The sequence below is a fragment of the Arthrobacter sp. NPDC097144 genome (genome assembly GCF_044762205.1).
GTDB lineage: Bacteria > Actinomycetota > Actinomycetes > Actinomycetales > Micrococcaceae > Arthrobacter_B.
In genome coordinates this window covers 174,915-201,534 of sequence record NZ_JBIWDW010000004.1, presented here as the reverse complement: position 1 = coordinate 201,534, position 26,620 = coordinate 174,915, and the positions used below count along the sequence as shown (strand labels likewise).

Below are 26,620 nucleotides of genomic sequence, written 5' to 3'. Positions count from 1 at the left end.
GTCCACCGGTCTTCCAGGGATCCGGGACCAAAGTGGTCAGGCTGCGCGCCGGGCGGCGCGGACGGTCCGGACCAGGGCGAAAATGCACAAGACGGTGCAGCTGAGGGCAATTGCCGCGGCAAACCAGATGACCGACACCGACAGCCCCCAGGCTGCGCCGGCAGCACCCAGGCCCAGGACGGGAATGGCGCTGCCCAGGTACGTTATGACGTACACCGTGCTGATGATCTGCGCATGCTGGGCGGCCTCAACGCTGGCCGCAACGTCATTGAAGACGGCACGGAACGCCATGCCCTGGCCGAATCCTGCCGCCAGGGAGGCCAGCACCAGGACGGGCACGCTGCCCAGGGCGCCGGCGGCCGGGATGAGGGCCACGCCGGCTGCCATCAGGGCCAGGCCGCCCGGAACCACCCAGCGGCCGCGGATGCCGGTGAGCTGGCTGACGGCGGAGGCGGCCAGGGCCAGGGCAGCCAGCAGGCCGATGACGGGCCGGGAGGACGTCCCCGCGATGCCGGCGAAATACGTCGGTGCCAGGGACAGGTAGAAGCCAAAGACGGCGAAGCTCAGGAATCCGGTGACCGAAGCCATCCAGAACTGGGCCCGGGCGCGGTGAGACACGGCCAGCCGCCGCGGGCGCAGTGCCTTCAGCACCCTGCCGGGCGGCGGAGCGGCAATGGCAGGACGGGCCTTGAGCCGGCACAGGGGAATCAACAGCCCCGCCAGAACGGTGGAATGGATCAGGAACGGCGTGAGCGTGGGGGCGGGAAGCAGCGAGAGCAGGCCTCCGATCACCGGTCCCGCCGCCACTCCCCCGGCGGAAACCATGAGCGTGAAGCGGGTGGCCCATTCCGGACGGTGCGGCAGCAGTTCCCGCAGCGCCGCGGAACTGGCACCCGTGGCCAGGGCCACCGATGCTCCCTGCAGGGCACGGCCGACAATCAGCGCGCCCATGCCTGAGGCGGTTCCGAACAGCACGCCGCCCAGGAGGCTTACGACGCCGGCGAGCACCAGGGCTGCCCGGCGGCCGATGAAGTCGGACCAGTGCCCCACCAGCAGCAGTCCCGCCACGAGGACAATGACATAGGAGGCGAAGGCCACGGTGACACCAAAGGAGGTCAGGCCCAGCCGGTCTCCCAGCAGCGGATACAGCGGGGTGGCGATATTGGCGCCCACCAGCAGCATGGTCATGACCGCCAGGGTCAGCAGCAGCCGCGGCCTGCGGGCGGCGTCCCATTCGCGGCGTCCCGCCGGAGCCGGCTGCATCCGCAGTTCACTAAGGACTGTCAACGCGCTTTTCCTACCCTTTGTGCTCGGTGCCGATGGCCCTTCCATTTGTCACCGCGTGAACGGTTCTGATGGAATTCCCTTTAGGATGGAGCCTGCCGCACCCGATCTGCGTCAAATCTGCCCGATTTTGACAGTTTTGATCAATATCTCCGTTTTCCTTGAGAGGAGATGAGCGCTATGGGCAACCTCGACGCCCTTGACTTGAAGCTGCTGCTGGAACTGGTTCGCGACCCCCGCGCACAGATTGGCGAGCTCAGTGAAACGCTGGGCATTGCCCGCAACACCACCCAAAGCCATTTGAAGCATCTGGACCGGGCCGGGCTGGTCCGCCCGGGCGGACGCGACGTCGATCTGGCCCGCCTGGGATATGACGTCCTCGCCTTCGTTACCCTCGAGGTCTCCCACCGGGAACTGGACACGGTCATTGCGGGACTGCGGACCCTTCCGCAGATCCTTGAGGTGCATGAGATCTCTGGCCGCGGTGATGTCTGGTGCCGCCTCACCGCCACCGATACCCAGAACCTGCAGCAGGCGCTGCGCTCTGTGCTGCGGATCAAAGGGGTCATCCGCAGCGAAACGGTGCTGGCGCTGCACGAACACATCCCGTACCGGACCGAGCCGTTGCTGGAAAAGCTGGCGCCCTCCTAGGGCGGCCGGCCGTCAGGAACTGCTGCGGGAGCGTCCCACGAGTCCTTCCGCCGCGGCGAGGGTTTGTTCTGCTTCCAGGCGACCCCGGCCGGCGGCACCGGCAACCAGTGTCAGTGCGACGGCCCCGGACCGCGAGTAGAGTGCCGCCGGGTCCGTCTCGGCTGCAAACGCCGCGGCGCACCGTTCGGCCGTGCTGCGCAGCGCGTCAACGCCGGGATTCAACGCGGTACAGACGAACAGATGCCCGAGGAAACACGCCAGGTCATCCACCCGGTGTCCGGGCCCGAGCCCGTCCAGATCCAGCAGTCCGCTGAGTTGGGGGCCGCCGCGGCCGGGGATTGCCAGAAGGTTTCCGCCGTGAAAGTCGCCGTGGGTAGGCACCACCGGCCCGGCATCCGCGGCACGGGCCGCCGCGTCGGCGTCCCTGGCACAGTTCATGATCCGCTCTGCGTAGGCCGGAAGGACTGCAGCCGAACCCGCGGCATAATCCAGTACCCGCTCGGCCCAGGACGGTCTGCCCGGAAATTCAAGGGCCGCGGCGGGCAGCCGGGCCAGGAGATCTGTCAGGGAGCCCGGATCGAAACCCGCAGCAGGCTCAGAGCTGAGCCGGCGGTGGAGGGACACACCGGGCAGCGCACCCAGCGCCAGGACCGATTCCGAGGCGGGGTTTTCTTCCGGTGCTATAACCAGCAACGGCGGAACGGGCAGGCCGGCGGCAGCTGCCACTTCCACGCGGCGGCGAAGGCCCGCGGCCAGCTCCGGCTGCGGGACTTTCAGATACACGGTGGATTCTTGAAAGGTTGCCCGGATTACCGCCCGGCGAAGGGGACGGTAGGCAGCCAGCTTTAGCACGGCGTGCCTGCCGTCCGTTTCTCCGCCGAACACGCCGCGTGCCACGGCAGCGGCGTTGGTGGCCCAGGGCAGGCCGCTCAGGACAGGATCGCGGGGATGGACCCAGAGCCGCATGTCCGTGCCGCCTAGTGCCCCCCGCACCGTGTTCCTGCTTTGTTCCGGGGTAAGGGACGCCGTAGTGGCACCGATCTGCAGGCACACCGGTGCGCCTGCAGGCTGGCCGGCGGAACGCGAGCGGCGGGGCACGGCCTGCACCCGGTAGAGGGCGCTGATGCCGGCGCCCGGACGGTGATGGGAGCGCACATGGGTAAAGGAAAGCGGCACCAGCCCCAGGGGGCGCAGTGCCGCCGTCAGGGGCCCGGACATGTGCGGGCCCTCCAGCCTGGCCTTATGAACAGCTTCCGCGCCGGTGACGGCGGTCCGGGTGCTGCGGTTCATGCTGTGCGGTTCATGCTGTGCGGTTCCTGCCGGTTCGGCGTCGGCGCGGTGTTCTAGGCGCGGCGGCGCTGCAGGACATCATCCAGGTTGATCTTGCCGGTTACCGGTGCTGCTCCGGGCCGGAGGGGGGTCCGGGCAGTGGACTTGGGCGTCTCCGGCGGAACCAGGGGTGCCGGAACGGGGCGCTGGGCCACGGGTGCTTCAACATAGATGGGCTTGGGCACAGCTACGGGTTCCCACGGCGTGGTGGAAGTTTTGGGCGGGCCTGCGGGACGGTCGGACGGCTTCTTCGCAGAAGCTGCGGCGCTCTCAAGAGCTGCGGTGCGAAGTTCCGCGGGAGTAAGCGGGCGGTCCGAAGATCCCGGTGCCGTAATGGTCTTTGCTTCAGCGGAAGCGCCCGTGCCCTTGTTCGCGGCGGCTTTCGCACCCGAGGAGCTCTCGCGGTCGAACAGGACTGTTTCCCGCCGCTGCACGGGCTTCTCGGGAACAGGCAGGGGCTCGGGATCGGGCTGCGGTGCGGGCGACGGCTGCCGGCCCACACTCATGGCGTCACGGAACGCTGCCTCCACGCGAAGCCGCCGGTCCCGCACGGCCAGGGCGCGCAGGGAGGCGACTGCCCCGGCCGCCACGAGCAGGGCATTCACCGGCAGCCACCATGAGGCGGCACCGAAAACGGCCAGCGGAAACCCAATGACGACGACGGCGAGAGCCAGGGCGCCGGCGAGGGCCAGGGCGGTCCGGCCGTAGCGGATCGAGAAATCGGGGCGCGGCGAAGCCGTTTCCGGCGTGCCCGCGATGCCCCGGTTAGCGGGTGCGGAGCCCGTTCCTGCCCCGGCGTTCCCGGGCTGGTGGAAAGAGTCGTTATGCATGGTGTTCCCCTGCTGGGACAGTCCATCGGCGGAGATGGAAGAGCGGATGGCTGTTGACGAGGGAGCCGGCAGGACCGCGGGTGCGGCAGCTGCGGGTGCGGCAGCTGCGGGTGCCGCGGCGGCAGGCATGGCAGCGGTCTTGGATCGGCGGAAAAGATAGGGGGCAACCCACAGCAGCCAGAGGCCAACGGTGACGGCCAGGATCAGGGAGCTGTTAAGAGGGAAGTCCACATCTATGACGGTATGAGAAAGTCCACATCGGACAGCGCATTACTGCCGGTGTGTCGGGCTTCACCGGTAAAAAATGACCCATTTTCCCTTATCGGGACGCCAGCCACGGTTTCAGCAGGCCGTCGGGAACATCTTCGGTTGTCAGCGCGAAACTTCGGTGGTCCGCCCACTGCCCCGCGATATGCAGGTACCGCTTCCGCAGTCCCTCATCACGGAAACCCAGCTTTTCGACAACGCGAAGGCTGGCGCTGTTTTCCGGCCTGATGTTGATTTCCATGCGGTGCAGTCCGAGTGTCTGAAAACAGTGGTCGGTGGCCAGCGCGACTGCCGTCGGTGCGATCCCTCGGCCGGCTCTTGCCTCGTCCACCCAGTAGCCCAGGGTTGCCATGCGGGCAGATCCCCACACGATGGTGGAGACGGTCAGCTGGCCGGCAATGGCCGGCACCGAACGCAGTCCGTCGCGTTCGGTGATGACAAACGGAAGGGCGGAATCCTGGCGGGCCTGCTGGTTCAGGCTGCGCACCATGCCTGCGTAGGACGGCAGGTCTCCGCCGGGAAGCGGGTTGCTCGCTTCCCAGGGCGCCATCCAGGCGGCATTGCGGCTGCGGAGGCCGGTCCATTCACGCTGGTCGCGGTAGCGGATGGGGCGCAGCCCCACGTCACCGCATTCCAGCGTTACCGGCCAGATGACCGACCCCCACACAGCATCAGCTTTCGAGCGTTCCGGTGAACTCCTTGAGCCACTCGCGCAGGTCCGGTCCAAGGTCCTCACGCTCGGAGGCCAAGGACACAACTGCCTTCAGGTAGCTGAGCTTGTCACCGGTGTCGTAGCGGCGGCCGCGGAACACAACACCGTAAACGCCTGCGCCTTCACCCTCTTCACGGGCGGCAAGGGTCTGCAGCGCATCGGTCAGCTGGATTTCTCCGCCGCGGCCGGGGCCGGTGTTCTCCAGTACTTCGAAGACTGACGGGTGCAGGACGTAGCGGCCGATGACGGCAAGGTTGGAGGGTGCCTCGTCAACATCGGGCTTTTCCACCAGCTTGTTGACGCGGACGTAATCTTCACCCTCGACCACGGAGATGTCGGCGCAGCCGTAGGCGCTGATCTGGGAGGGCTCAACTTCGATCAGTGCGATGACCGAGCCGCCGGTCTTGGCCTGGACCTCCACCATTTTGGTCAGGAGTTCGTCACGGGCGTCGATCAGGTCATCACCGAGCAGTACGGCAAACGGTTCGTCCCCTACGTGAAGCTTGGCACGCAGCACTGCGTGGCCCAGGCCCTTGGGGTCGCCCTGGCGCAGGTAGTGGATTTCTCCCAGTTCGGAAGCGGCGCGGACCATGGCCAGCTTTTCAAGGTCGCCCTTGTCTTCCAACGTTTTTTCGATGAAGGGAACGCGGTCAAAATGATCTTCCAGTGAACGCTTGTTGCGGCCGGTGATCATCAGGATGTCCGACATACCGGAATTTACCGCTTCTTCCACCACATACTGGATGGCGGGTTTATCGACTACCGGCAGCATTTCCTTCGGCATGGCTTTAGTTGCCGGCAGGAAACGGGTACCCAACCCGGCTGCGGGAATTACGGCTTTGGTTACGGTGGCGCGAGAAGTCATGTCCGTAAGAGTACATAAGCGCAGACCCTTTTTCCCAAATGCCCGTCATTTGGCAAGGGCCATTTGCGACAATGGACACATGATTGGCTCTGCTGTTCCCAAGGACGTTGCCCGGACCGCCTACCGCAGGCGCCGCCGGGAGCTTCCCGCCGACGTCCCGCCGGCTGCAGGCCGCGCACTTGCCGCCCGGGCGTTCAGCGTCATGGCGGAGATTGTTCCTTCCTCCGCCACCGTTGCCGCGTATCTGTCGGCGGGACGGGAACCGGACACTGCACCGCTGCTGACAGGGCTGCATGAGCGCGGATACGACGTCGTCGTGCCTGTCTGCGAGCCGGACCGGATGCTCTCCTGGTGCCGGTGGACACCCGGGGTGCCTCTTGTCCCGGGGTTGTTTCCATCCGTTCCCGAACCGGCCGGTCCGCGCCTGCAGGTGGAGGAACTTCCGGATCTGAAGCTTCTCCTCGTTCCCGCCCTGGCCGTCGACCGGGACGGAGTCCGGCTGGGAAAGGGCGGCGGCTACTACGACCGATTCCTGGCGGGACTGCGGTCGGCCGGCAATTCGATTCCCGCGGTGGCAGTGGTCTACGACTCGGAATTTGCTCCCGCAGGATCCTGGACCTCTGATTCCCTGGATGAACCGGTCACCGGTGTGTTGACCCCCTCACAGTGGACGGAGCTCCCGGCACCCCCGGTGTATAGTTAGCACTCAAGGCCACCGAGTGCCAGCTGCCGTTTCACGGGCCAGCGGGGCCGGGGGCCTGACATCTTGGTTCTCAGGAGGAGTAAGTAACAGTGCCTACGTATGCCTATGCCTGCAAGGACTGCGGTCACGCTTTTGACATCCAGCAGTCCTTTACCGATGACACCCTGACGGTGTGCCCTGCCTGCAGCGGCAACCTGCGCAAGAAATTCAACAGCGTAGGGGTGGTCTTCAAGGGATCCGGTTTCTACCGCACTGATTCGCGCGACGCGAAGAACTCGGTTCCCGCGGCCCCTTCGAAGACGGACTCGGCTCCGGCCTCCGCCCCGGCCAAGGCATCTTCGGGTTCGGGCTCTTCAGCTTCCTCCTCTGCAGCAGGCGCATCGGCCGGGACCGGTTCCGCCGCCTCCTAGGCACCGCGTTCGATGCCCCTCCTCCCCACCGGACATCCGGGGAGCGGCCGTCCACAATTCCCCCGGGGCGTCTTAGCCCGGCGGGCATCCGGCCTACGGTCTGAGGGTGCAGCCATATCCAGCGGCAACCTCCCGCTCCGAATCCCGTCTTAGGCTCCGTCTGCGGCGGTTCATCCTTCGTCGCAGGCGTCTGCTTGCCGCCCTCATGTGCTGCGCAGCAGCCGGCATTGCCGTCCAGTCGCTGCTGCCTGCGGAATCCGGCGGCCATGCGGTGGTGGTGTCCGCCGCAGATCTGCCGGCGGGCGCAGTGCTCACCGCCGGGGACCTTCGCACGGTGGCAATGCCCGCCGCCGCTGTCCCCCCGGATTCCTTCACCTCGCCCGATCAGGCTGCAGGCCGGCGGCTGGCTACTCCCCTGGCCAGCGGCAGTCCGCTGATGCAGACATCTCTGGTGGGAACCGGACTCCTGACCGGAGCTCCCCCCGGGACCGTTGCAGTGTCTGTCCGCCCCGCAGACCCGGCCATGGCCCGGCTGCTCTCTCCGGGGCAGCTGGTGGACGTGGTGGCGGGCAGCTCGGACGGCACGGTATCCGCCGATCCCCTTCTTTTGGCATCCGCTGTGCCGGTGCTGTGGACTGCGGCCGACGGCGCTTCCGCCTGGCCGGGATCCGCTGAAACCGGTGCCCTGGTGGTGCTGGCTGCCGCCCCCGCCCAGGCTGCCGCCCTGGCCGCGGCATCGGGCTCCGGCCAGGTTCATCTGATCCTGACCGGAGGCTAGTTCCCCGCCTCAGCCCCAGTGCGGGGGACGCTGTTTCAGAAGCCAGGAATCCCGGTCTTCCGGTGTGTCCCCCCACACCCGGGGATCGTCCTCGGCCGCCTTCACCTTCGGAACCGCCCGTTCAGCGGGCGGCTTGCCGGCAGGCGCCGGGGGCGTCTCCCGGTTCGCCTGCCCGCTGACGGTTCCTCCGCTGGCGCGGCGGTGCAGCTTCCTCGGTGTCACGGCCGGCGGGCCTCCCGTGCGGGGCCTTCCGAACCGCTGGCCTGCGCGGGCCGGGCTGACTCTGCCGTATTTGCCTTCGCACGGGTGCTGCCGTGAGGAGCCGAGAGAAGGCTGCCGCGGCGCGCAAGTGAACCGCTCACCGAGGTGCCCCCGGTTCGGGCGGACCTTCCGTCATTTTCACGGGGAGCGGGAAGGTTCAGGTAGCGTCCCACCAGGTCGGCGCAGGCTGAGGGATCGCTGAAGACCTCTATGGTCCACAGCGGCATGTAGCGCCATCCCATCCGTTCCAGCAGCTGCGGCCGCAGCCGGCTGCGTTCACGCACGCTCATGGTCCGGTAATGCTCCGTGCCGTCGGACTCGATGGCCATGGGAACGGTCGGTTCACCGTCCGCGTTGCTGCGGTCAACTGTGGCCACAATGTCGATGGTTCCCTGATAGTGGTCCCAGACTTTCGCACCGCGCGCACGCAGCCGCTCCACCAGATCCGCCACCAGTGCGTCTTCATCCATGATTCCGCCCGCGCCGTCGGACCTGCGGGAAGCGGAATCCGCTGCCGCGCTGCCGCGCCGGGCAGTGCTTGCCGCGGAGGAGTCCAGTTCACGGCTGATGAGCTCGTAGAAGTCCAGGGCACCGTAGCCCAACCGTGTTTTGTCCAGGTCCTCAGGCCGGAAGCACGTCAGGACGTGCAGCCTGCTGCGGGCGCGGGTCATGGCGGTGAGGAACTTTCCACGTCCGTGGGACGAGGAGAGCGGCCCGAAAGTGTGCAGTGCGCGGCCGTGCGGGGTGCGGCCGAAACCAAGCGAGAAGATCACGCTGTCCCGAACCAGACCTGCTGCCCGGTCCACCGGAACCACGCGGAAGGACTCTTTGCCCGGGGTGAAGAAGTCCGAGGCCCACGGGAAGTTGGCCATCTGGACCCGGATTGCTTCGGCAACCCGTACGGCGTGCCGCGGGCTTGCCGTCACCACCGCGAGTGACTCGTGGGGGCGGCGGCGGATGTGCTCGAACACCAGGTCAACCACTCGGTTCACTTCGGCCGCGACGCTTTCGACGCCTTCATGCTCCGAACTGGGCATGCCGGTGCCGTCCGCAAGATACTCGACAACCAGCGAGCGTTCAGTGGAGGAAATGTCGGAGCCGCGCGGAACGGTGGTCAGCCGGCCGTCGTAAAAACTGCGGCTCAGCTGGTTCAGCAGCGCACGGTCCGTGCCGCGGTAAACAGTGGACAGGGTGCGGGTGGGAAGGATCTTGGCCAGGGCTTCGAAGACACTGACCATGTCCTGCTGCACCGCGGCTGCCGGTACGGGCTCCACGCCAATCGTGAACGGACGCGGACCGCCAAGCTGCCCGTCTCCGAACGCCACTACCTGCGCAGCGCGCGCCAGGGCGGGAACAGCGGCCTGCAGGGACGTGGACTCGGCGTCGAGCACCAGGACTGCGTCAAAGGACCAGTTGCCGGGCAGGACCATCGGCAGAACCAGCGGGCTGGCGGTCCAGACCGGCAGCAGCGAGGAAACCAGTTCCGGGGACTGCGTGCACAGGTCCGCCAGCGTCAGCGGACCGTTCTTGATGGCGTCGCGCAGGATCGTGGCGTCGGATTCCGATGCCTTGACGCCGCGGCGCCAGCGGTCAGCCAGGGAAGACCGCACCCGTGAACTGCCGGAGGCAATATGGGCGTTGTCTGCCAACCGGTATTCGGCTTCCAGACGGCGCAGGCTGTCACCATCGGACATGGCCAGGTAGTCGTCGCCGCTGATCATGGCTTCCAGGGCAGACTGCCACCAGGCCAGTTCCAGCTCATATCCCACTTGACGGGCTTCCACTTCACGGGCTTCAAGGTCGTCAAGCAGTTCACCCAGGCCCTGATCCCGCATTTCGTCCAGCAGCAGGGTGCGTTCGGGCAGCGTTTCCAGGGTTTCGCGGTCTCCGGCCAGAGCATCGAGCTGCTTCTCCAGCTCATCCAGGGGCAGCTCGGCGAGGTCCGGCTTGGAGGGTGTTCCCTCGAGGATGCCGGTGAGGGTGTCCAGCTGGTCCTTGACGGTGATGTAGGACCGGTTGATGTCCGCCAGTCCGGTGGGCACTGACGGATGGCGCTGGGTGGTGGCATACCGGGCCCATACCGCGCGCTGCTGCTGGACCTCGACGAGCGAGGAGTGCAGGTCTGAAATGTGCACGCCGGGACGGATGTATTCCTTGGCCACGCGCCGGAGCCGTGACCGGGTCATGGAGCTCATGTCCACGGCGCGTTCGCGGCGCCAGGATGAGGAAGCGGTGGCGGAAATCAGGTCGCTCACCGGCCGGTCAAAGATATCCGGGGTGAACTTGTCCAGGCTTTCACGCACGGCGACCATCAGTTCAAGCTGCTCACCCCACTGCGAAAAGGTTTCTCCCAGGCGGATCTGTGAATGTTCGGCAACAGCCAGCACCTGGGCGCGGAGCTCGGGGAGGTCCTTGGCCAGGCTCTGGGTCAGCTCGAAGGCTTCTTCGGTTTCCTTGCGGTTGAGCAGTTTGGCGCCGAACCAGGGGCTGCTGGTGGCGGCGCGGCTGAAGCTTCCCAGCTCGGCGGCGCGGCGGAGCCGGCCGGTCAGTTCGGTGCGGTCAGTGATGCTGTCCAGCACGCTCCGCTTGAGCCGGACAGGCGTGGCCGGCGCAGGCGACATGGAGGTGAGCTCCGCCAGGGACTGCATGGCCTGGTAGGGCGAGCAGCCCCAGCGGTCGCGGACGTTGTGAAGGGACTTCACATGGTCGCGCAGCTGATGCCGGTTGGAGATGAGGACCCGGTGCAGGCTCTCCAGCTCGGGAGCAGTGGACTTCTCGTTCCGGACGATGGCCCTTACCAGCTGGTCCTTGATCTGCTGCTCGGTCAAACCGGCGTTGAGCTGGAGGACCGCGGATCCCAGGTGCTGGGAATCAAGCTCGGAGACAAACTGGTTCAGTGTTCCCCGGCGTTCGGCAACCACAAGCACGGACTTGCCGGCATGCATCAGCGCGGCAGCGGCGTTGAGCGCAGTCTGCGTCTGGCCGGTTCCGGGAGGAGAGGAGACCACCATGGACTGGCCGTCCAGGATGAGGTCCAGGACGTCCTGCTGCTCGCTGTCAGCGTCCAGGATCAGCAGCTCATCCGCGGGAAGCCGGTCATCAAGGGGAGGGAGTCCCGGGTCCGTCATTTCCGGAATGGAGGGGGTCTTGCCGCGGGCTGCATCCATGAGCGCGCTCAGGATGGGGTGGGCGGGGTCCAGGGCGCTGTCCTCGGCCAGATCGGAGAGGTCGGCGAAGGTGGATACCAGCAGCTGGTGTTCGATGTTGATGCCGCGGACATGCTCGGTGACCGCCCGCAGTTTCTCCAGTACGGGATGCGGATCTAGGCGCGCGGTGCCGTAGGCCAGCCGGGCCAGGGCTTCTGCATCGAGGTCCAGGTTCTGCTCGTACTGCAGGTGGCGGATAAATGCCGGGTTCAGGGCTGCCTTGTCCGTCAGCTGAAGCTCGTAGTCGTCCTGGGAGGGGTGCACGGTCAGTGAAATCGGAGTCAGCAGCACCGGAGCGGTGAGCGACTCGGGGCGGACGGCGTCGTCCGCGGCGTAGCGCCAGGAGGCCGTGCCTGCAGCCAGATAGCCGACGTCGATCCCCCGGTCCGTGCCTAGTTCGTAGATTTTTGCGCGCAGGAGGCGCCCGGCCTTCATGGCGGCTCCGTACTGCTCCGAGTCACGCAGCAGGGTGGACAGCCGCGTGCGGCGTCCTGCCAGCAACTGGGCCAGCCCTGAGGGATGCGCGTGAGTCAGGTCGATGCTGTTGGACGCTGACGGGGTGAAGTGAAGCAACGTGTCCGATCCGGCATGCTGTCCCAGTTGTCCCAGCCACGGCAGCAGGAAGTCCGAGGCGCTGTCCCCGGGATTCTGCTCAGACACTGATGCCCTCTTTTCTGCACTTCCGCGCGACGATCTTGACCAAATTGGCATACCTTCCAAACTATCGCTTTTTGCCGCGTTTGCCCGGCATAGCAACGCGGGGGACAGCCTGTTCGGCTGTCCCCCGCGGTCAATCTACTCCCACTCGATGGTTCCCGGCGGCTTGGACGTGACGTCCAGAACCACTCGGTTGATCCCGTCGACTTCATTGGTGATGCGGTTGGAGATGCGTGCCAGCAGGTCATACGGCAGGCGCGACCAGTCAGCGGTCATTGCGTCTTCGCTGGACACCGGACGCAGGACGATCGGATGGCCGTAGGTCCGGCCGTCACCCTGGACGCCCACGCTGCGGACATCGGCCAGCAGGACAACCGGCATCTGCCACACATCATTGTCCAGGCCGGCTGCGGTGAGCTCGGCGCGGGCGATGGCGTCGGCGCGGCGCAGCAGGTCCAGGCGTTCCTGGTTGACCTCGCCGATGATGCGGATGCCCAGGCCCGGGCCGGGGAACGGCTGGCGTCCAACGATTTCCGCCGGCAGGCCCAACTCGCGGCCCACGGCGCGGACCTCGTCCTTGAACAGGGCACGCAGCGGTTCCACCAGTTCGAACTTCAGGTCTTCGGGCAGGCCGCCCACGTTGTGGTGGCTCTTGATGTTGGCTGCGCCCTCACCGCCGCCGGATTCGACGACGTCCGGGTACAGGGTGCCCTGGACCAGGAAACGGATGGGTTCGCCGGAAGCTTCTGCTTCGGCCATGATGGCGCGTTCAGCTTCTTCGAACGCGCGGATGAACTCACGGCCAATAATCTTGCGCTTGGTTTCGGGGTCGGTGACGCCGGCCAGGGCTTCCAGGAAGCGCTGCTGCTCATTGGCTACGTAGAGGTTGACGCCGGTGGATGCCACGAAGTCACGTTCCACCTGTTCGGCTTCGCCTTCGCGCAGCAGGCCGTGGTCCACGAAGACGCAGGTCAGCTGGTCGCCGACGGCGCGCTGCACCAGTGCTGCTGCCACGGCGGAGTCGACGCCGCCGGAAAGTCCGCAGATCACCCGGGCGCTGCCCACCTGCTCGCGGATCTTTTCGACCTGCTCTTCGACAATGTTGCCCGTGGTCCAGCTGCGGTCCAGTCCTGCACCCTTGAAGAGGAAGTTCTCCAGGACGGACTGGCCGTGCACGGAGTGCTTCACCTCGGGGTGCCACTGGACGCCGTAGAGACGCTTCTCTTCGTTGGCGATGGCGGCAACCGGGGCGCCGGCCGTGGTGGCCAGGACGTCGAATCCGGGAGGGGCTTCCTGGACGCTGTCGCCGTGGCTCATCCAGGTGTTCTGGTGCTCGGGGGTGCCTTCGAGGATGGAGCGGGCACCGCCCACCACTGTGGCGTCGGTGGAGCCGTACTCGCGCAGGCCGGTCTCGGCGACTTTGCCGCCGAGGACGCTGGCCATGGCCTGGAAGCCGTAGCAGATCCCCAGGACGGGGACGCCTGCGTCGAACAGGCCTTCGCTGACAGCAGGTGCACCTTCCGCGTACACGCTGGAAGGGCCGCCGGAAAGAATGATCGCTGCCGGGTTCTTGGCCATGATCTGTTCCGTGGTCCAGGTGTGGGGCACCACCTCGGAATAGACATCTGCATCGCGTACCCGGCGGGCAATGAGCTGGGCGTACTGGGCGCCGAAGTCCACAACTAGGACAGGGCGCTCTTCTATGGGAGGGGTCGCGGAGTTAGTCACCCTCCAAGGATAGTCTCCGGAGCTTGCAAGCCGCACATCCACCGGACTGCTGTGGTGCACGGCACTCCCGGTTTTTCAGTAGCGCTTAGCAGCTTCGGGGTGGGCAGCCAGCTCGGCAAGGACCTGCTTGTGCGTCCGGGCTTCCACGATGAAGGACAGGAAGGGGACGACACCGCCGAGGGCAATCAGGATGAACTTGGAGAACGGCCAGCGCATCAGCTGCCACAGGCGGAAGTCGGAGAGCAGGTAAACCACATACAGCCAGCCGTGTGCAATCAGGACGCCGGTGAACAGGTTCAGCGGGCCAACGGTGATTTCTTCGATCTTCAGGCCGTACTTGAGGATCATCTCCACGCACAGCAGCAGCAGGAACACACCCGTGACGTAGGAGAACACCTTGTAAAACGTCAGGGCAGAACGGATCTGCGCGTGGGTGCCGCCAAAACGGCGCTTCTTCCGGCGCGGTTTCCGGGCTGCTGCAGTTGTGGGATCACTCACTTTTGTACCTCACTGGTTGGGGCCGGACGCACGGGCGCGGGGCCCTCGTCGTCGTCTTCGTCGTCTTCGTAGTACTCGTCGTCATCCTCGAGGGAGCTGCGGTAGGCGTCCGCCACGAGGCGCCACCACAGGAAGACGGCGAACCCGGCAAAGACAAACCACTCGACGGCATAAAAAATGTTCATCCAGTTTACCGAGGTTTCCTGGGGCTGGGCTGCCACGTCCACGGTGCGCATGCTGCCGGTCGGGGCAGCCTCGCCGCCCACGGTGATCTCATTCGCGGACACAAAGGCGGCATAGCCCGGGGTGTCCCAGATATTGATCAGTTCGGCGCTGGCGAGGCTGGGCAGGATGCCGTCCTCGTCCGGGGCCTGCGGAATGGGGCCTTCGGGCGGAAGGAGGCGCCCGACGACGGCGGCGGCACCGGAGGGGGCCGGCTCGACGTCGTCCGGGTCGGCAACCCAGCCACGGACCACCGGCATGACGGCGTCTTGGGGCGCTCCGTCGACGGTAAATGCGGTCACCACCCAGTAGCCGGTCTCACCGTCGTACAGCCGCTCGCCGATCAGCACCGTGTCGTCGACGCTAAAGGATCCGTTCATGGACACCACTTGGTCAGCTGCACTGCCGGTCAATTCCACCCCGGGGGTGAAGACGTCGATCAGGGGCCGGATTTCCTCGGTGGTGGAGGCTGCGGGAGGCGGCTCGCTCTCGGCGGTTGAAAACTGCCACTGGCTCAGGAGGACAAATACCGCGGACAGCGCGAGGGCAAAGAGCAGCGCGAGGATCCAGCGGGGTTGCAGGGCAGTTTTCAGCACCTTTTAACCGTACGTCGTAACCCTGCGGAAAACCCAATGCCGGCAGCTTGGCCTCCGCAGCCGTCAGTGATCAAAAAAGACCAGTGAGGAGTTAATGAGTTCGGCAATGACTTCGGGATCATGGGCCCGGCGGAGTGAATCCCGGAAGGCCGGGCGAAACAATGAGCGCGCCAGGGTGGCCAGGACTTCCAGATGTTCGGAGAACGCACCCGCCGGCGTTGCTATGAGCAGTATCACGGTGGCCGGGCCGTCGGACGCACCAAAATCGACGCTGTGCCCGTAGCGGGTGATCCCCACGGCGATCGAGGTCTGCAGCACATGCTTACTGCGGGCATGCGGCACGCCGATTCCTCCGGGCAGGCCGGTGGCCATCTGGTGTTCCCGGGCGTTTACCTGTTCAAGGAACGCGTCAAGATCATCGATTCGCCCCTGCTCGTACATCTTTTGGGCAAGCTGGGCGGCGGCGTCCGTGCGGTCGGCCGCCTCCATCTCCAGGATCACCATCTCAGGCACCGTCAGCACTGCGTCCCTTTCCTGCAGGGAGAGCTCGGGTTCCACGTCAGATGAGCGGCGCAATATCGTGGGCCTTCAGCCGGGCGGCGTCCGCCGAGATGTCGTCCGGCTGTTCCTGGCTGAGCCGTTCGGCTTCCACCCGGGCCTCGTAATGGGCCACTTCCTGCTGCACCCGCTCGGGCCCCCAGTTCAGGACCGGAGCCATCAGCTCCGCCACTACGGGAGCCGCGGACACCCCTCGGTCCCAGGACTCAATGGAGATGCGGGTGCGGCGGGCCAGCACGTCTTCCACGTGGCGGGCTCCCTCGGAGGTGGTGGCGTACACGACTTCAGCCCGCAGGTAGTCATCCGCTCCCGGCAGGGGCTCCCCCAGCTCAGGATTCTGGCGGATCAGTTCAAGGACCTCGGTGGCCAGGGAACCGTAGCGGTTCAGCAGATGCTCCACCCGTGCCACGTGCACCCCGTAGTGCTCTGCGGTGCGGTGCCGGCGGTTCCAGGCGGCCTTATAGCCCACCGCCCCCAGCAGCGGGATGGTGGAGGTGCAGCTTTCGGGCACCTTGTCGTCCAGGGCGCGGGCCGCCTCGTCCACGGCGTCCTTGGCCATCACACGGTAGGTGGTCCACTTGCCGCCGGCCACCACCACCAGTCCCGGTACCGGATGCGCCACGACGTGTTCACGGGACAGTTTGGCCGTGGAATCATTCTCGCCGGCGAGCAGCGGGCGCAGTCCGGCATACACGCCCTCAACGTCTTCGCGCGTCAGCGGGGTCTTGAGGACCCGGTTCACGTGCTCGAGGATGTAGTCGATGTCCGCTGAGGTGGCCGCGGGATGCGCCTTGTCCAGGTTCCAGTCCGTGTCCGTGGTACCCACAATCCAGTGCCTGCCCCAGGGAATGACAAAGAGGACGGATTTTTCCGTGCGCAGGATCATCCCGACGGTGGACTGGATCCGGTCCCGCGGCACCACCAGGTGCACGCCCTTGGAAGCCCGGACCTTCAACTGCCCGCGGTCGGTGACCATGGCCTGCGTTTCATCGGTCCATACCCCGGTGGCGTTGACCACCTGGCGGGCGAAGATGTCGAATTCCCGTCCGGACTCGGAATCCTTGACCCGGGCGCCCACCACGCGTTCGCCTTCGCGCAGGAAGTCCACCACCGAAAGCCGGTTGGCCACGGTGGCGCCGTAGTGCGCCGCGGTCCGGACCATGTTCGCCACGTACCGGGCGTCATCCACCTGGGCATCGTAGTAGCGGATGGAGCCGATCATGGCGTCATCCTTGAGGCTGGGCGCCGCCCGGAGCGTGGATTTCTTGCTGAGGTGCTTGTGCATGGGCACCCCGCGGGAATTGCCCGAGGTCAGTCCCATGGTGTCGTAGAGCATGATGCCCGCACCCACGTAGGGGCGCTCATAGAAGCGGTGCGTCAGGGGGTACAGGAACGGTACGGGCTTGACCAGATGCGGAGCGATCCGCTGGATCAGCAGCCCGCGTTCCTTGAGCGCCTCCGCCACCAGCGCGAAGTCCAGCATCTCCAGGTACCGCAGCCCGCCGTGGATGAGCTTGGAGGAGCGCGACGACGTGCCCGAAGCCCAGTCCCGGGCCTCCACCATGCCCACCTTGAGACCGCGGGTCACCGCGTCCAGGGCAGCTCCGGCGCCCACCACGCCGCCGCCCACAATCAGGATGTCCAGTTCCTGGCCGGGTTCTGCTGTGGACCGCAGCGCGGCCAGGGCGTCTTCCCGGTATTCCGGGCTGAGTGCATCTTTGCTCATGGAACAGATTCCTCTCTGGGACCCGCCGGCGCTGCGTCCGCTGCAGCCACTCTAGGGAACTACATGCTGGATAGGTAGGGGGCCACAAGCACCTCGATGCGCTGGAACGCTTTCACATCCGAGTAACCGGTGGTGGCCATGGCACGTCGCAGTGCGCCCATCAGGTTGGACGTGCCGTTGGTGTGGTGCGAAGGTCCCCAGAGGACTTCCTGCAGCGGGCCAACCGTGTCCAGCCGGACCCGGTCCCCGCGGGGAAGTTCGCTGTGGTGCGCTTCCTGGCCCCAGTGCCATCCCTGGCCGGGAGCTTCTTCCGCGCGGGCCAGCGCGGAACCCAGCATGACGGCGTCGGCGCCCATGGCGATGGCCTTGACGATGTCCCCGCTGGTGCCCATGCCGCCGTCGGCGATCACATGGACGTACCGGCCGCCGGATTCATCCATGTAATCGCGCCGTGCCTCGGCGATATCGGCGATCGCGGTGGCCATGGGGGCGTGGATGCCCAGCGCCCGGCGGGTGGTGGTGGTCGCTCCCCCGCCGAAACCGACGAGGACGCCTGCTGCGCCGGTGCGCATCAGGTGCAGGGCCGGGGTGTAGCCGGCGGCGCCGCCCACGATGACGGGAACGTCCAGTTCGTAGATGAACTGCTTGAGGTTCAGCGGTTCAACGGTCTTGGAGACGTGCTCGGCTGAGACGGTGGTGCCGCGGATGACAAAGATGTCCACGCCGGCAGCCAGTACGGTCTTGTAGAACTCCTGGGTGCGCTGCGGGGTCAGGGACCCGGCAACGGTCACGCCGGCGTCGCGCACTTCAGCCAGACGGGAGGTGATCAGTTCCGCCTGGATGGGTGCGTCATAGATTTCCTGCAGCCGGCGGGTGGCTTCGGGGTTGTAGTTCTCTTCGCTCAGGACGGCGATTTCATCCAGCAGGGGCTGCGGATCCTCGTAACGGGTCCACAGGCCCTCCAGGTTCAGCACGCCCAGGCCGCCCAGCTTGCCCATGGCGATGGCGGTGGCAGGAGACATCACCGAGTCCATCGGCGCGCCCATCACCGGCATCTCGAACTGATAGGCGTCTATCTGCCAGTTGATCGAAACGTCCTGCGGGTCCCGGGTACGCCGGGACGGCACAATCGCCACATCATCGAGGGAGTAGGCTCGGCGCCCACGCTTGCCACGGCCAATTTCAATCTCATTACTCACACCCCTAGGTTATCCCAGCCACGAGCCCGGGGCTTAAAACAGCGCAAGCCGCATCCCTGCCGTGACAAACACGGGGGACGCGGCTTGCGCTGCTGAGCTGCGGTATTAGCGGCGGGTGCCGTAATTGGGTGCTTCCGCCGTCATCATGATGTCGTGCGGATGGGATTCCTTCAGCCCGGCCGGAGTGATCCGGACAAACTTCCCCTTGGCCTTCAGCTCGGGGATGGTGCGGGCGCCGGTGTAGAACATGGTCTGGCGCAGGCCGCCAACGAGCTGGTGGGCGACGGCGGACAGCGGACCGCGGTACGGAACCTGGCCTTCGATGCCTTCCGGGATCAGCTTTTCATCCGAGGGTACGTCGGCCTGGAAATAGCGGTCCTTGGAGTAGGACGTGTTTTTGCCGCGGCTCTGCATGGCGCCGAGGGAGCCCATTCCGCGGTAGGACTTGAACTGCTTGCCGTTGACGAAGACCAGGTCCCCGGGGCTTTCGGCGGAGCCTGCGAGCAGGCTGCCGAGCATCACGGTGTCGGCGCCGGCCACAATCGCCTTGCCGATATCGCCCGAGTACTGGAGACCGCCGTCGGCGATCAGCGGTACGCCGGCCGGGATGGCGGCCTTGGAAGCTTCGTAAATGGCGGTGATCTGGGGTACGCCCACGCCGGCGACAACTCGGGTGGTGCAGATGGAGCCCGGTCCCACGCCCACCTTGATGGCGTCAGCTCCGGCGTCGATCAGCGCCTGGGCGCCTTCACGGGTAGCTGCCTGGCCGCCAATGATGTCCACGTGCGCGACGGCGGGATCCTTCTTCAAGCGGGCGATCATGTCCAGCACGCCGGCACTGTGGCCGTTGGCGGTGTCCACCACGAGAAGGTCAACGCCGGCCTCGACCAGGGTCATGGCGCGCTCATAGCCGTCGCCGAAGAAACCGATCGCGGCACCAACGCGCAGCCGGCCTTCCTCGTCCTTGGTGGCCAGGGGGTACTGTTCGGCCTTGTCGAAGTCCTTGACCGTGATCAGGCCCTGCAAGCGGCCGGCGTCGTCGACCAGCGGAAGCTTCTCGATGCGGTGCTTGCCCAGCAGCTCCACGGTTTCCTCGGCGCTGATCCCCACGCGCCCGGTAATCAGGGGCATACGGGTCATGACTTCATTGACCTTGCGGCGGGGGTAGTCGGCGCGCGGGATAAAGCGGGTGTCGCGGTTGGTCACGATGCCGAGCAGTTTATTGTCGGCGTCCACCACGGGCAGGCCGGATACCCGGAAGTGAGCGCAGAGGTCGTCCAGTTCCTGCAGGGTGGCGTCCGGTGCGATGGTCACCGGGTTGGTGATCATGCCGGATTCGCTGCGCTTGACCCGGTCCACGTGCTCAGCCTGGTCCGGAATGGACAGGTTGCGGTGGATCACGCCGAGACCGCCCTGGCGGGCCATGGCGATGGCCATGCGGGATTCCGTAACCGTGTCCATGGCAGCGGAAAGCAGCGGCGTGTGCACGGTGATCCGCTTGGACAGCCGTGAGGAGGTGTCCGCCTCGGACGGGATGACGTCCGTGGGGCCGGGCAGCAGCAGGACGTCGTCGTAGGTCAGGCCAATGAAGCCGAACGGGTCATGCTCTGGGGACTGCTGGCTCAAAACTGCGCCTCTTTCGCGAAGGACCGGAGGGATGGAGAAATGGAAGAAAAAGCCGGAGAACGGACCGGCGGGCTTCTTACCATCCTAAAACGAAAGACGGCCGGTCCCTATTCCAAATCCTTACTGGTGGCATCCATCACAGCGGTTCCTCTGCGGCTGCGGAGGTGCAAATCCCCGGACACGCGAAAGCCCCGGTGCCGCACAGGGATACCGCGGGCACCGGGGCTAACAGGTCACCTAGTGCTGGTGGCCGTTGCTGTCATCGTCGTCGTCGGCCGGCTTCTCCACCACAAGAGCTTCGGTGGTGAGGACCAGCGCGGCGATGGACGCAGCGTTGCGCAGGGCGGAACGGGTGACCTTGACCGGGTCAATGATGCCGGCCTCGATCAGGTTCTCGTACTCGCCGGTGGCGGCGTTGAAGCCGTTGTTGACCTCGAGGTCGGTGACCTTGGCAACAACAACCATGCCTTCGGCGCCGGCGTTTTCGGCGATCCAGCGCAGCGGCTGTGCCAGGGCGCGGCGCACCAGGCCCACTGCTGTGGCGGCGTCGCCCTCAAGCTTGAGGACCTCGGGATCGGTGTCCAGGGCCTTGGCAGCGTGAACCAGTGCGGAACCGCCGCCGGCCACAATGCCCTCTTCCAGGGCTGCACGGGTCGAAGACACAGCGTCTTCGATGCGGTGCTTCTTTTCCTTCAGCTCAACCTCGGTGGCTGCACCGACCTTGATCACGCCGATGCCGCCGGAGAGCTTGGCCAGGCGTTCCTGCAGCTTTTCGCGGTCCCAGTCGGAGTCCGTGCGTTCGATTTCTGCACGGATCTGGGCAACGCGGTCCGCCACGTCCGACTCCGAACCGGAACCGTCAACAATGGTGGTGCTGTCCTTGGTGACCGTGATGCGGCGGGCGGAGCCCAGCACCTCCAGGCCAACCTGGTCCAGCTTCAGGCCCAGGTCCGGGGAGACAACCTGTGCACCCGTGAGGGTGGCGATGTCCTGCATCATGGCCTTGCGGCGGTCACCGAAACCGGGAGCCTTGACGGCAACCACGTTCAGGGTGCCGCGGATCTTGTTGACCACCAGGGTCGACAGGGCTTCGCCTTCGATGTCTTCGGCAATGATGAACAGCGGCTTGGAGGCCTGCAGCGCCTTTTCCAGCAGCGGCAGGAACTCGGCCACGGAGGAAATCTTGCCGGAGTTGATCAGGATCAGCGCGTCTTCGAGGACGGCTTCCTGGCGTTCCGGATCGGTCACGAAGTACGGGGACAGGTAACCCTTGTCGAACTGCATGCCCTCGGTGATGACCAGTTCGGTCTGCGTCGAGGAGGATTCCTCGATGGTGATGACGCCGTCCTTGCCGACGGTGTCAAAAGCCTTGGCCAGCAGTTCGCCGATCTCCATGCTCTGCGCGGAGATGGCGGCGACGTGCGCCACCTGGTTGCCTTCAACTTCCTTGGCGTTTTCCAGCAGGCGGGCGGCTACCGCTTCCACGGCAGTCTCCATTCCGCGCTTGAGCTGGCCCGGAGCAGCGCCTGCAGCAACGTTGCGCAGGCCTTCCTTGACCAGGGCCTGCGCCAGGACGGTGGCCGTGGTGGTGCCGTCGCCGGCAACATCGTTGGTCTTGGTGGCTACTTCCTTGGCCAGCTGCGCGCCGAGGTTCTCATACGGATCATCCAGCTCGACTTCGCGGGCGATGGTCACGCCGTCATTCGTGATGGTGGGAGCGCCCCAGGTCTTGGCGAGCACTACGTTGCGGCCGCGCGGGCCGAGGGTCACCTTGACGGTGTTGGCCAGCTTGTCGACGCCGGCCTCCAGCGAGCGGCGGGCGGAGTCGTTGAACTCCAATTGCTTTGCCATGTGTGTGTCCTTTCCGACAGCTACATCTGCACCTGCATCAGAAAACCCCGGCCAGATTGGCCGGGGCTTTCCTTTGTGAACTACTTAACGACGATGGCCAGCACGTCGCGGGCGGACAGCACCAGGTACTCCTGGCCGCCGTGCTTGACTTCAGTTCCGCCGTACTTGGAGTAGATGACTACGTCACCTTCGGAAACATCCACGGGAACGCGGTTGCCGTTGTCATCAACGCGGCCGGGGCCTACTGCAACAACTTCGCCCTCCTGGGGCTTTTCCTTTGCAGTGTCCGGGATGACGAGGCCGGAAGCAGTGGTCTGCTCGGCTTCGAGGGGGCGGACAACAATGCGATCCTCAAGGGGCTTAATCGAGACCGACACTCGGGCTCTCCTTTGCGTAGTTACTAACGGATGGGGACCGTCGGTGGGCGCTGGCCGTCGTCGCGGTGCCGGTTGGCGCTTCCCTCGGGAATTAGCACCCTCCCTAGGAGAGTGCTAGGTCCGACTTTATGCAAGGGCTGGCACTCGGTCAAGGCGAGTGCCAATTTTTGCGGCATTCAGTGCCGCAGGGAGAACCTGCGACGCATGATGGGACGCCAAAGTTGCTTAGGCTGTCCTAACACGGTAGTTTTCTAGGGCGCGCAGAATTAGCAAATGTTTTTGTGTCCTAATGAAAATTTCTGTCCTATTGGTGGGGTTCCCCACCGGGCCGGACGATCGACCCAAGCAGTTGGAGCCCCTACCGTGAAAACTCCCGCCAAATCCCGCCTTGTCGCCGGGACCGTACTCGCTTCCCTTCTTGCGCTGAGCGCCTGCGGATCAGAAACCGAAGCCTCAGCGGATGCTTCGGCTGAGCCGTCCACGATCACCGTGGAGCACGCCCAGGGCAGCACCGAGGTTCCGGTCAACCCTGAAACCGTGTACACCTTTGACCTGGGTGCGCTGGACACCATGGATGCCCTCGACGTCGATGTCGACGGTGTCCCTGCCGCCACGTATCCCGCAAGCCTCTCCAAATACGCCGGAGACGAGTACGAGAAGATCGGCAGCATGAAGGAGCCGGACTTCGAAGCCATCAGCGAAGGCGCCCCGGACCTGATCATCATCTCCGGCCGTGTTGCAGGCTCCTACGAGGAACTCAGCAAGATTGCCCCCACCATCGACCTCAGCGTGGACGCTGCGGACTCCATCAATTCCTTCAAGGAAGCGGCAGGCACGCTGGGCCGCATCTTCGAGAAGGAAGACATGGTTGAGGAAAAGCTCGCCGCGATCGATACCCGCATCGAGGAAACCAAGGCTGTTACCGCAGAAGCCGGCACCGGCCTGATCGTCATGACCAGCGGCGGTGAAATGACTGCCTACGGCGCCGGTTCCCGCTTTGGCATCATCCACGACGTCCTCGGCGTAACGCCGGTGGCCGACATCAAGCACGACGGGTCCCACGGCGAGTCCATCACCGCGGAATTCATCGCCAGCCAGAACCCCGACCACCTGTTCGTGATTGACCGCGACGTAGCCGTGGGCCAGAGCGGCGAGGCCGCTTCCGCCGTGATGAGCAACGAACTCGTGGACGGCACCAAGGCCGCGAAGAACGGCAACATCACGATGCTGGATGCCTCCAGCTGGTACCTCGTCGGATACGGACTGAACAACGTAGACAGCATGGTTTCCGCCGTTCAGGACGCCGTCTCCTAACCCTCTCTCACCGTTGGGTTCCGGCGCCGGAGCCGGAACCCAACGAGACCGGACAGAATTATGAGCGCCGCCGCCGTGCCTGCCTCCACCCAGGTTCCTCCCCCTGCACCGCTTCCACCCTCCGCCGCCGCTGCCGCCCGACGACGGCGGCTTCCGCGTACCGCTGTAAGCCTCGCCCTGGGTGCCGCTGCCGTCCTGGTGCTGGCCGTGGCCAGCATGTTCGTGGGGGTCAGCGATGTCTCCCTGAGCTCGCTGCTGTCCGGGGACCCCGTTGCCTGGCAGGTGTTCTGGGTTAGCCGGGTCCCCCGCACCCTCAGCGTTATCCTCGCGGGCACGGCGCTGAGCGTCGCCGGCCTGATCATGCAGCTGATGGCCCGGAACAAGTTCGTGGAACCGGGCACGGTGGGCACCGTGGAATCGGCGTCGCTGGGTATTTTGGTGGTCACGGTCCTGCTGCCCGGTGCCTCCCTGATGATGAAGATGTCCACGGCCACGGTGTTCGCCATGGCCGGCACCGCATTGTTCCTGCTCATCCTGCGCCGCCTTCCGCTGCGCAACACACTCCTGGTCCCCCTGGTGGGCATCATGCTTGGCGGCGTCATTTCCGCCGTCACCACTTTCTTCGCGTACCGCACTGATCTGCTGCAAACCCTGAACAGCTGGATGGTCGGGGACTTCTCCGGTGTCCTGCGCGGCCGCTATGAGCTGCTGTGGATCGTGGGAATCCTCACCGTCGTCGGCTACCTGGCGGCGGACCGCTTCACCGTTGCCGGCATGGGCGCGGATTTCACCACCAACCTGGGCCTGAACTACAACCGGGTGATGGCCCTGGGCCTGGTTATCGTGTCCCTGATCAGCGCCGTCGTGGTTGTCAGTGTGGGCTCCATTCCCTTCCTGGGCCTGATCGTTCCCAACCTGGTCTCGCTGCTGATCGGAGACAATGTCCGGCGTGCCGTGCCCTGGGTGGCAGTCTTCGGCGCCGGGTTTGTGCTCGCCTGCGACATCATCGGGCGCACCATCCGCTACCCGTATGAAATTCCGGTGGGCGTGATCGTCTCCGCCATCGGCAGCGTCCTGTTCCTGTACCTGCTCCTGCGAAAGCGTGCCTCCCGTGGCTGAACCCGGCACGAAATCCGGCGCTGAAGCCCCCACCAATCCGCTTCCCACCGCCCTTGTCTCGCACCGCCGGCATCCGGTGCGGTCCCTGCCGCCCAAGTTCTGGATCATTACGCTCGGAATTGCCGCCGCCGCCCTTGTGGCCCTCTTCATGACCATCGAACTGCGTGGAAACCTCGGATACATCCTTCCGCGCCGCGCCATCAAGGTCGCCTCCATGATCCTGGTGGCCTATGCCGTGGGCGTGTCCACCGTGCTCTTCCAGACGGTGACCTGCAACCGCATCCTGACGCCCTCGATCATGGGCTTTGACGCCCTTTATGTGCTGCTGCAGACCGTTCTGGTCTTTGTCCTCGGCGGGCAGTTTGTCCTCTCCATGTCCGAACCGCTGCGCTTTGTCATCGAGATCGTCCTGATGGTGGGTTTCTCGTTCCTGCTCTACCGCTGGCTGTTTACCGGCGGCGGCAAGTCCCTGCACCTCATGCTGCTGGTGGGCATCATTTTCGGCACCATGTTCCGCGGCTTTTCATCCCTGCTGCAGCGGCTGATCGACCCCAGCGAGTTCATCATCCTGCAGGATCTGTTCTTTGCGTCCTTCAACAACGTGGACGGCGCGCTGCTGGGGTACTCCGCCGCCGCTGTGGTGCTGGTCAGTATTCCGGCCTGGCGGATGCGCCGGTCCTTCGATGTGCTGGCACTGGGCCGGGACACCGCCGTCAACCTCGGCGTGGACCATACCCGCGCTGTTACCGCCACTTTGGTGATCTGCTCCGTGCTGGTGGCAGTCTCCACCGCCCTGGTGGGTCCGGTGACCTTCTTCGGCCTGCTCGTTGCCTCCCTTGCCTACCAGCTGTGCTCCCACTTCCGCCACACGGCGGTGCTGCCCATCGCCGTCCTGCTCGGGATCATTGCCCTGGTGGGCGGACAGCTGGTCCTGGAGCGGATCTTCGCGTTCGACACCGCGCTGAGCATCGTCATTGAGTTCATGGGCGGCATTGTCTTCCTTATCCTGCTGCTGAGAGGCAACGTCAAATGATCTCCGTAACCGGCGTCTCCAAGTCCTACAACGGCCAGATAGTGGTCGACTCCGTCAGCTGCGAGATCAAGGAAGGCGGCATCACCTCCATCATCGGGCCCAACGGCGCCGGAAAATCCACCCTGCTGTCCATGGTTTCCCGGCTGCTGAAGATGGACACCGGGACCGTTGAAGTGGACGGCCTGGATGTCACGGCAACCCCGGGCAAGGATCTGGCACGCAAAATGGCCATCCTCCGCCAGGACAACACACTGACGGTCCGCCTCACCGTGCGGGACCTGGTGGGCTTTGGCCGCTACCCGTACAACGGCGGACGGCCCACCGCCGCCGACAAGGCGTTCATCGACGAGGCCATGGCCTACCTGGACCTCACGGCATTGGCGGACCGGTTTGTGGATGAGCTCTCCGGCGGCCAGCGCCAGCGGGCCTTCATTGCCATGGTGCTGGCCCAAGGCACCGATTACCTGCTGCTCGACGAGCCGCTGAACAACCTGGATATGAAGCACTCAGTGGAAATGATGCGCCTGCTGCGCCGGCTTACCGACGACTTCGGGAAAACCGTGGTGCTGGTCATCCACGACATCAACTTCGCTTCCTGCTACTCGGACGACATCATTGCCATGCGCGGGGGCCGGCTGATCCACCAGGGCCCGCCGGTGCAGATCATGCAACCGGCGGTGCTGCGCGACATTTACGACATCGACATCAGGATTGAAGAAATCGACGGCAACCGGATCGGCGTCTATTTCGCCTAGCCCGGTTACTCGCCTCGGCCTAAGTTGACTCCGCCTGAGGGAGTATCGCGCTTCACCGTTGCGGC

At 65.4% G+C, this 26,620-nt stretch carries 23 protein-coding genes; 8 read left to right on the top strand and 15 right to left on the bottom strand.

Annotation, left to right across the window (positions count from 1 at the left end; translation table 11 throughout):
- Nucleotides 1-36: 36 nt before the first annotated feature.
- A complete protein-coding gene (locus tag ACIQXM_RS10875) occupies nucleotides 37-1,287 on the bottom strand; it encodes an MFS transporter (protein WP_400931291.1) in 1,251 nt (416 codons plus the stop codon).
- Between the two features lie 177 nt (nucleotides 1,288-1,464).
- Here ACIQXM_RS10875 and ACIQXM_RS10870 point away from each other — a divergent pair, with 177 nt between their 5' ends.
- On the top strand, nucleotides 1,465-1,935 hold the full coding sequence (locus ACIQXM_RS10870) for an Lrp/AsnC family transcriptional regulator (protein ID WP_400931896.1): 471 nt from the start codon (nucleotides 1,465-1,467) through the stop codon (nucleotides 1,933-1,935).
- 12 nt (nucleotides 1,936-1,947) lie between these two features.
- On the opposite strand, the gene ACIQXM_RS10865 is transcribed toward ACIQXM_RS10870, so the two are convergent.
- The 4 genes from ACIQXM_RS10865 to galU all read right to left on the bottom strand — a co-directional run bounded on the left by ACIQXM_RS10865 (nucleotide 1,948) and on the right by galU (nucleotide 5,938).
- Complete coding sequence (locus ACIQXM_RS10865) at nucleotides 1,948-3,225, bottom strand: phosphotransferase (RefSeq protein WP_400931289.1); 1,278 nt, start codon at nucleotides 3,223-3,225, stop codon at nucleotides 1,948-1,950.
- A gap of 53 nt (nucleotides 3,226-3,278) precedes the next feature.
- A complete protein-coding gene (locus ACIQXM_RS10860) occupies nucleotides 3,279-4,325 on the bottom strand; it encodes a hypothetical protein (protein WP_400931287.1) in 1,047 nt (348 codons plus the stop codon).
- Between the two features lie 88 nt (nucleotides 4,326-4,413).
- Nucleotides 4,414-5,028, bottom strand: a complete 615-nt coding sequence (locus ACIQXM_RS10855; RefSeq protein ID WP_400931285.1) for a GNAT family N-acetyltransferase — start codon at nucleotides 5,026-5,028, stop codon at nucleotides 4,414-4,416.
- A 4-nt stretch (nucleotides 5,029-5,032) separates the two neighbouring features.
- Nucleotides 5,033-5,938 carry a UTP--glucose-1-phosphate uridylyltransferase GalU gene (galU, locus tag ACIQXM_RS10850; RefSeq protein ID WP_400931283.1) on the bottom strand — a complete coding sequence of 302 codons (906 nt, stop codon included), beginning with the start codon at nucleotides 5,936-5,938 and terminating at the stop codon, nucleotides 5,033-5,035.
- 79 nt (nucleotides 5,939-6,017) lie between these two features.
- On the opposite strand from galU, the gene ACIQXM_RS10845 reads away from it, so the two are divergent.
- From ACIQXM_RS10845 to cpaB, 3 genes are all read left to right on the top strand, one after another.
- A complete protein-coding gene (locus ACIQXM_RS10845) occupies nucleotides 6,018-6,641 on the top strand; it encodes a 5-formyltetrahydrofolate cyclo-ligase (protein ID WP_400931281.1) in 624 nt (207 codons plus the stop codon).
- 89 nt (nucleotides 6,642-6,730) lie between these two features.
- Complete coding sequence (locus ACIQXM_RS10840; protein WP_400931279.1) at nucleotides 6,731-7,051, top strand: FmdB family zinc ribbon protein; 321 nt, start codon at nucleotides 6,731-6,733, stop codon at nucleotides 7,049-7,051.
- Between the two features lie 106 nt (nucleotides 7,052-7,157).
- Nucleotides 7,158-7,829 carry a Flp pilus assembly protein CpaB gene (gene cpaB, locus ACIQXM_RS10835; protein ID WP_400931277.1) on the top strand — a complete coding sequence of 224 codons (672 nt, stop codon included), beginning with the start codon at nucleotides 7,158-7,160 and terminating at the stop codon, nucleotides 7,827-7,829.
- Nucleotides 7,830-8,047: 218 nt separating this feature from the next.
- Here the strand turns inward: cpaB and ACIQXM_RS10830 are convergent, their stop codons facing one another.
- From ACIQXM_RS10830 to groES, 10 genes are all read right to left on the bottom strand, one after another.
- On the bottom strand, nucleotides 8,048-11,956 hold the full coding sequence (locus ACIQXM_RS10830; protein ID WP_400931276.1) for a DUF4011 domain-containing protein: 3,909 nt from the start codon (nucleotides 11,954-11,956) through the stop codon (nucleotides 8,048-8,050).
- Between the two features lie 135 nt (nucleotides 11,957-12,091).
- On the bottom strand, nucleotides 12,092-13,681 hold the full coding sequence (gene guaA, locus ACIQXM_RS10825; RefSeq protein ID WP_400931274.1) for a glutamine-hydrolyzing GMP synthase: 1,590 nt from the start codon (nucleotides 13,679-13,681) through the stop codon (nucleotides 12,092-12,094).
- 75 nt (nucleotides 13,682-13,756) lie between these two features.
- The gene (locus ACIQXM_RS10820; RefSeq protein WP_400931272.1) at nucleotides 13,757-14,179 is read right to left on the bottom strand and encodes a DUF3817 domain-containing protein; all 423 of its coding nucleotides are present in this window, start codon (nucleotides 14,177-14,179) and stop codon (nucleotides 13,757-13,759) included.
- Nucleotides 14,176-14,997 carry an SURF1 family protein gene (locus tag ACIQXM_RS10815; RefSeq protein ID WP_400931270.1) on the bottom strand — a complete coding sequence of 274 codons (822 nt, stop codon included), beginning with the start codon at nucleotides 14,995-14,997 and terminating at the stop codon, nucleotides 14,176-14,178. The genes ACIQXM_RS10820 and ACIQXM_RS10815 overlap by 4 nt, the downstream gene beginning before the upstream one ends.
- Before the next feature lie 63 nt (nucleotides 14,998-15,060).
- Entirely contained in the window at nucleotides 15,061-15,501 is a 441-nt protein-coding gene (locus ACIQXM_RS10810) for a PTS sugar transporter subunit IIA (protein ID WP_400931894.1), read from the bottom strand.
- 55 nt (nucleotides 15,502-15,556) lie between these two features.
- Nucleotides 15,557-17,281: a glycerol-3-phosphate dehydrogenase/oxidase gene (locus ACIQXM_RS10805; protein WP_400931268.1), complete on the bottom strand. Its 1,725-nt coding sequence runs from the start codon at nucleotides 17,279-17,281 to the stop codon at nucleotides 15,557-15,559.
- Between the two features lie 59 nt (nucleotides 17,282-17,340).
- Nucleotides 17,341-18,480: a GuaB3 family IMP dehydrogenase-related protein gene (locus tag ACIQXM_RS10800; RefSeq protein ID WP_400931266.1), complete on the bottom strand. Its 1,140-nt coding sequence runs from the start codon at nucleotides 18,478-18,480 to the stop codon at nucleotides 17,341-17,343.
- 105 nt (nucleotides 18,481-18,585) lie between these two features.
- Entirely contained in the window at nucleotides 18,586-20,106 is a 1,521-nt protein-coding gene (gene guaB / locus ACIQXM_RS10795; RefSeq protein WP_400931264.1) for an IMP dehydrogenase, read from the bottom strand.
- Between the two features lie 237 nt (nucleotides 20,107-20,343).
- Nucleotides 20,344-21,957 (bottom strand): chaperonin GroEL, encoded by a 1,614-nt coding sequence (gene groL / locus ACIQXM_RS10790; RefSeq protein ID WP_400931262.1) that lies wholly within the window; start codon nucleotides 21,955-21,957, stop codon nucleotides 20,344-20,346.
- A gap of 80 nt (nucleotides 21,958-22,037) precedes the next feature.
- Nucleotides 22,038-22,334, bottom strand: coding sequence for a co-chaperone GroES (gene groES, locus ACIQXM_RS10785; protein WP_152219702.1), 297 nt, complete (start codon nucleotides 22,332-22,334; stop codon nucleotides 22,038-22,040).
- 363 nt (nucleotides 22,335-22,697) lie between these two features.
- On the opposite strand from groES, the gene ACIQXM_RS10780 reads away from it, so the two are divergent.
- The 4 genes from ACIQXM_RS10780 to ACIQXM_RS10765 are packed head-to-tail and all read left to right on the top strand — an operon-like array spanning nucleotide 22,698 to nucleotide 26,555.
- Complete coding sequence (locus tag ACIQXM_RS10780) at nucleotides 22,698-23,648, top strand: siderophore ABC transporter substrate-binding protein (protein ID WP_400931260.1); 951 nt, start codon at nucleotides 22,698-22,700, stop codon at nucleotides 23,646-23,648.
- A gap of 60 nt (nucleotides 23,649-23,708) precedes the next feature.
- Nucleotides 23,709-24,767 carry an ABC transporter permease gene (locus tag ACIQXM_RS10775; protein WP_400931258.1) on the top strand — a complete coding sequence of 353 codons (1,059 nt, stop codon included), beginning with the start codon at nucleotides 23,709-23,711 and terminating at the stop codon, nucleotides 24,765-24,767.
- Complete coding sequence (locus tag ACIQXM_RS10770; RefSeq protein ID WP_400931256.1) at nucleotides 24,760-25,800, top strand: iron chelate uptake ABC transporter family permease subunit; 1,041 nt, start codon at nucleotides 24,760-24,762, stop codon at nucleotides 25,798-25,800. Before ACIQXM_RS10775 ends, ACIQXM_RS10770 begins: the two co-directional genes overlap by 8 nt.
- The gene (locus ACIQXM_RS10765) at nucleotides 25,797-26,555 is read left to right on the top strand and encodes an ABC transporter ATP-binding protein (RefSeq protein WP_400931254.1); all 759 of its coding nucleotides are present in this window, start codon (nucleotides 25,797-25,799) and stop codon (nucleotides 26,553-26,555) included. Before ACIQXM_RS10770 ends, ACIQXM_RS10765 begins: the two co-directional genes overlap by 4 nt.
- The last annotated feature ends 65 nt before the right edge of the window (nucleotides 26,556-26,620 follow it).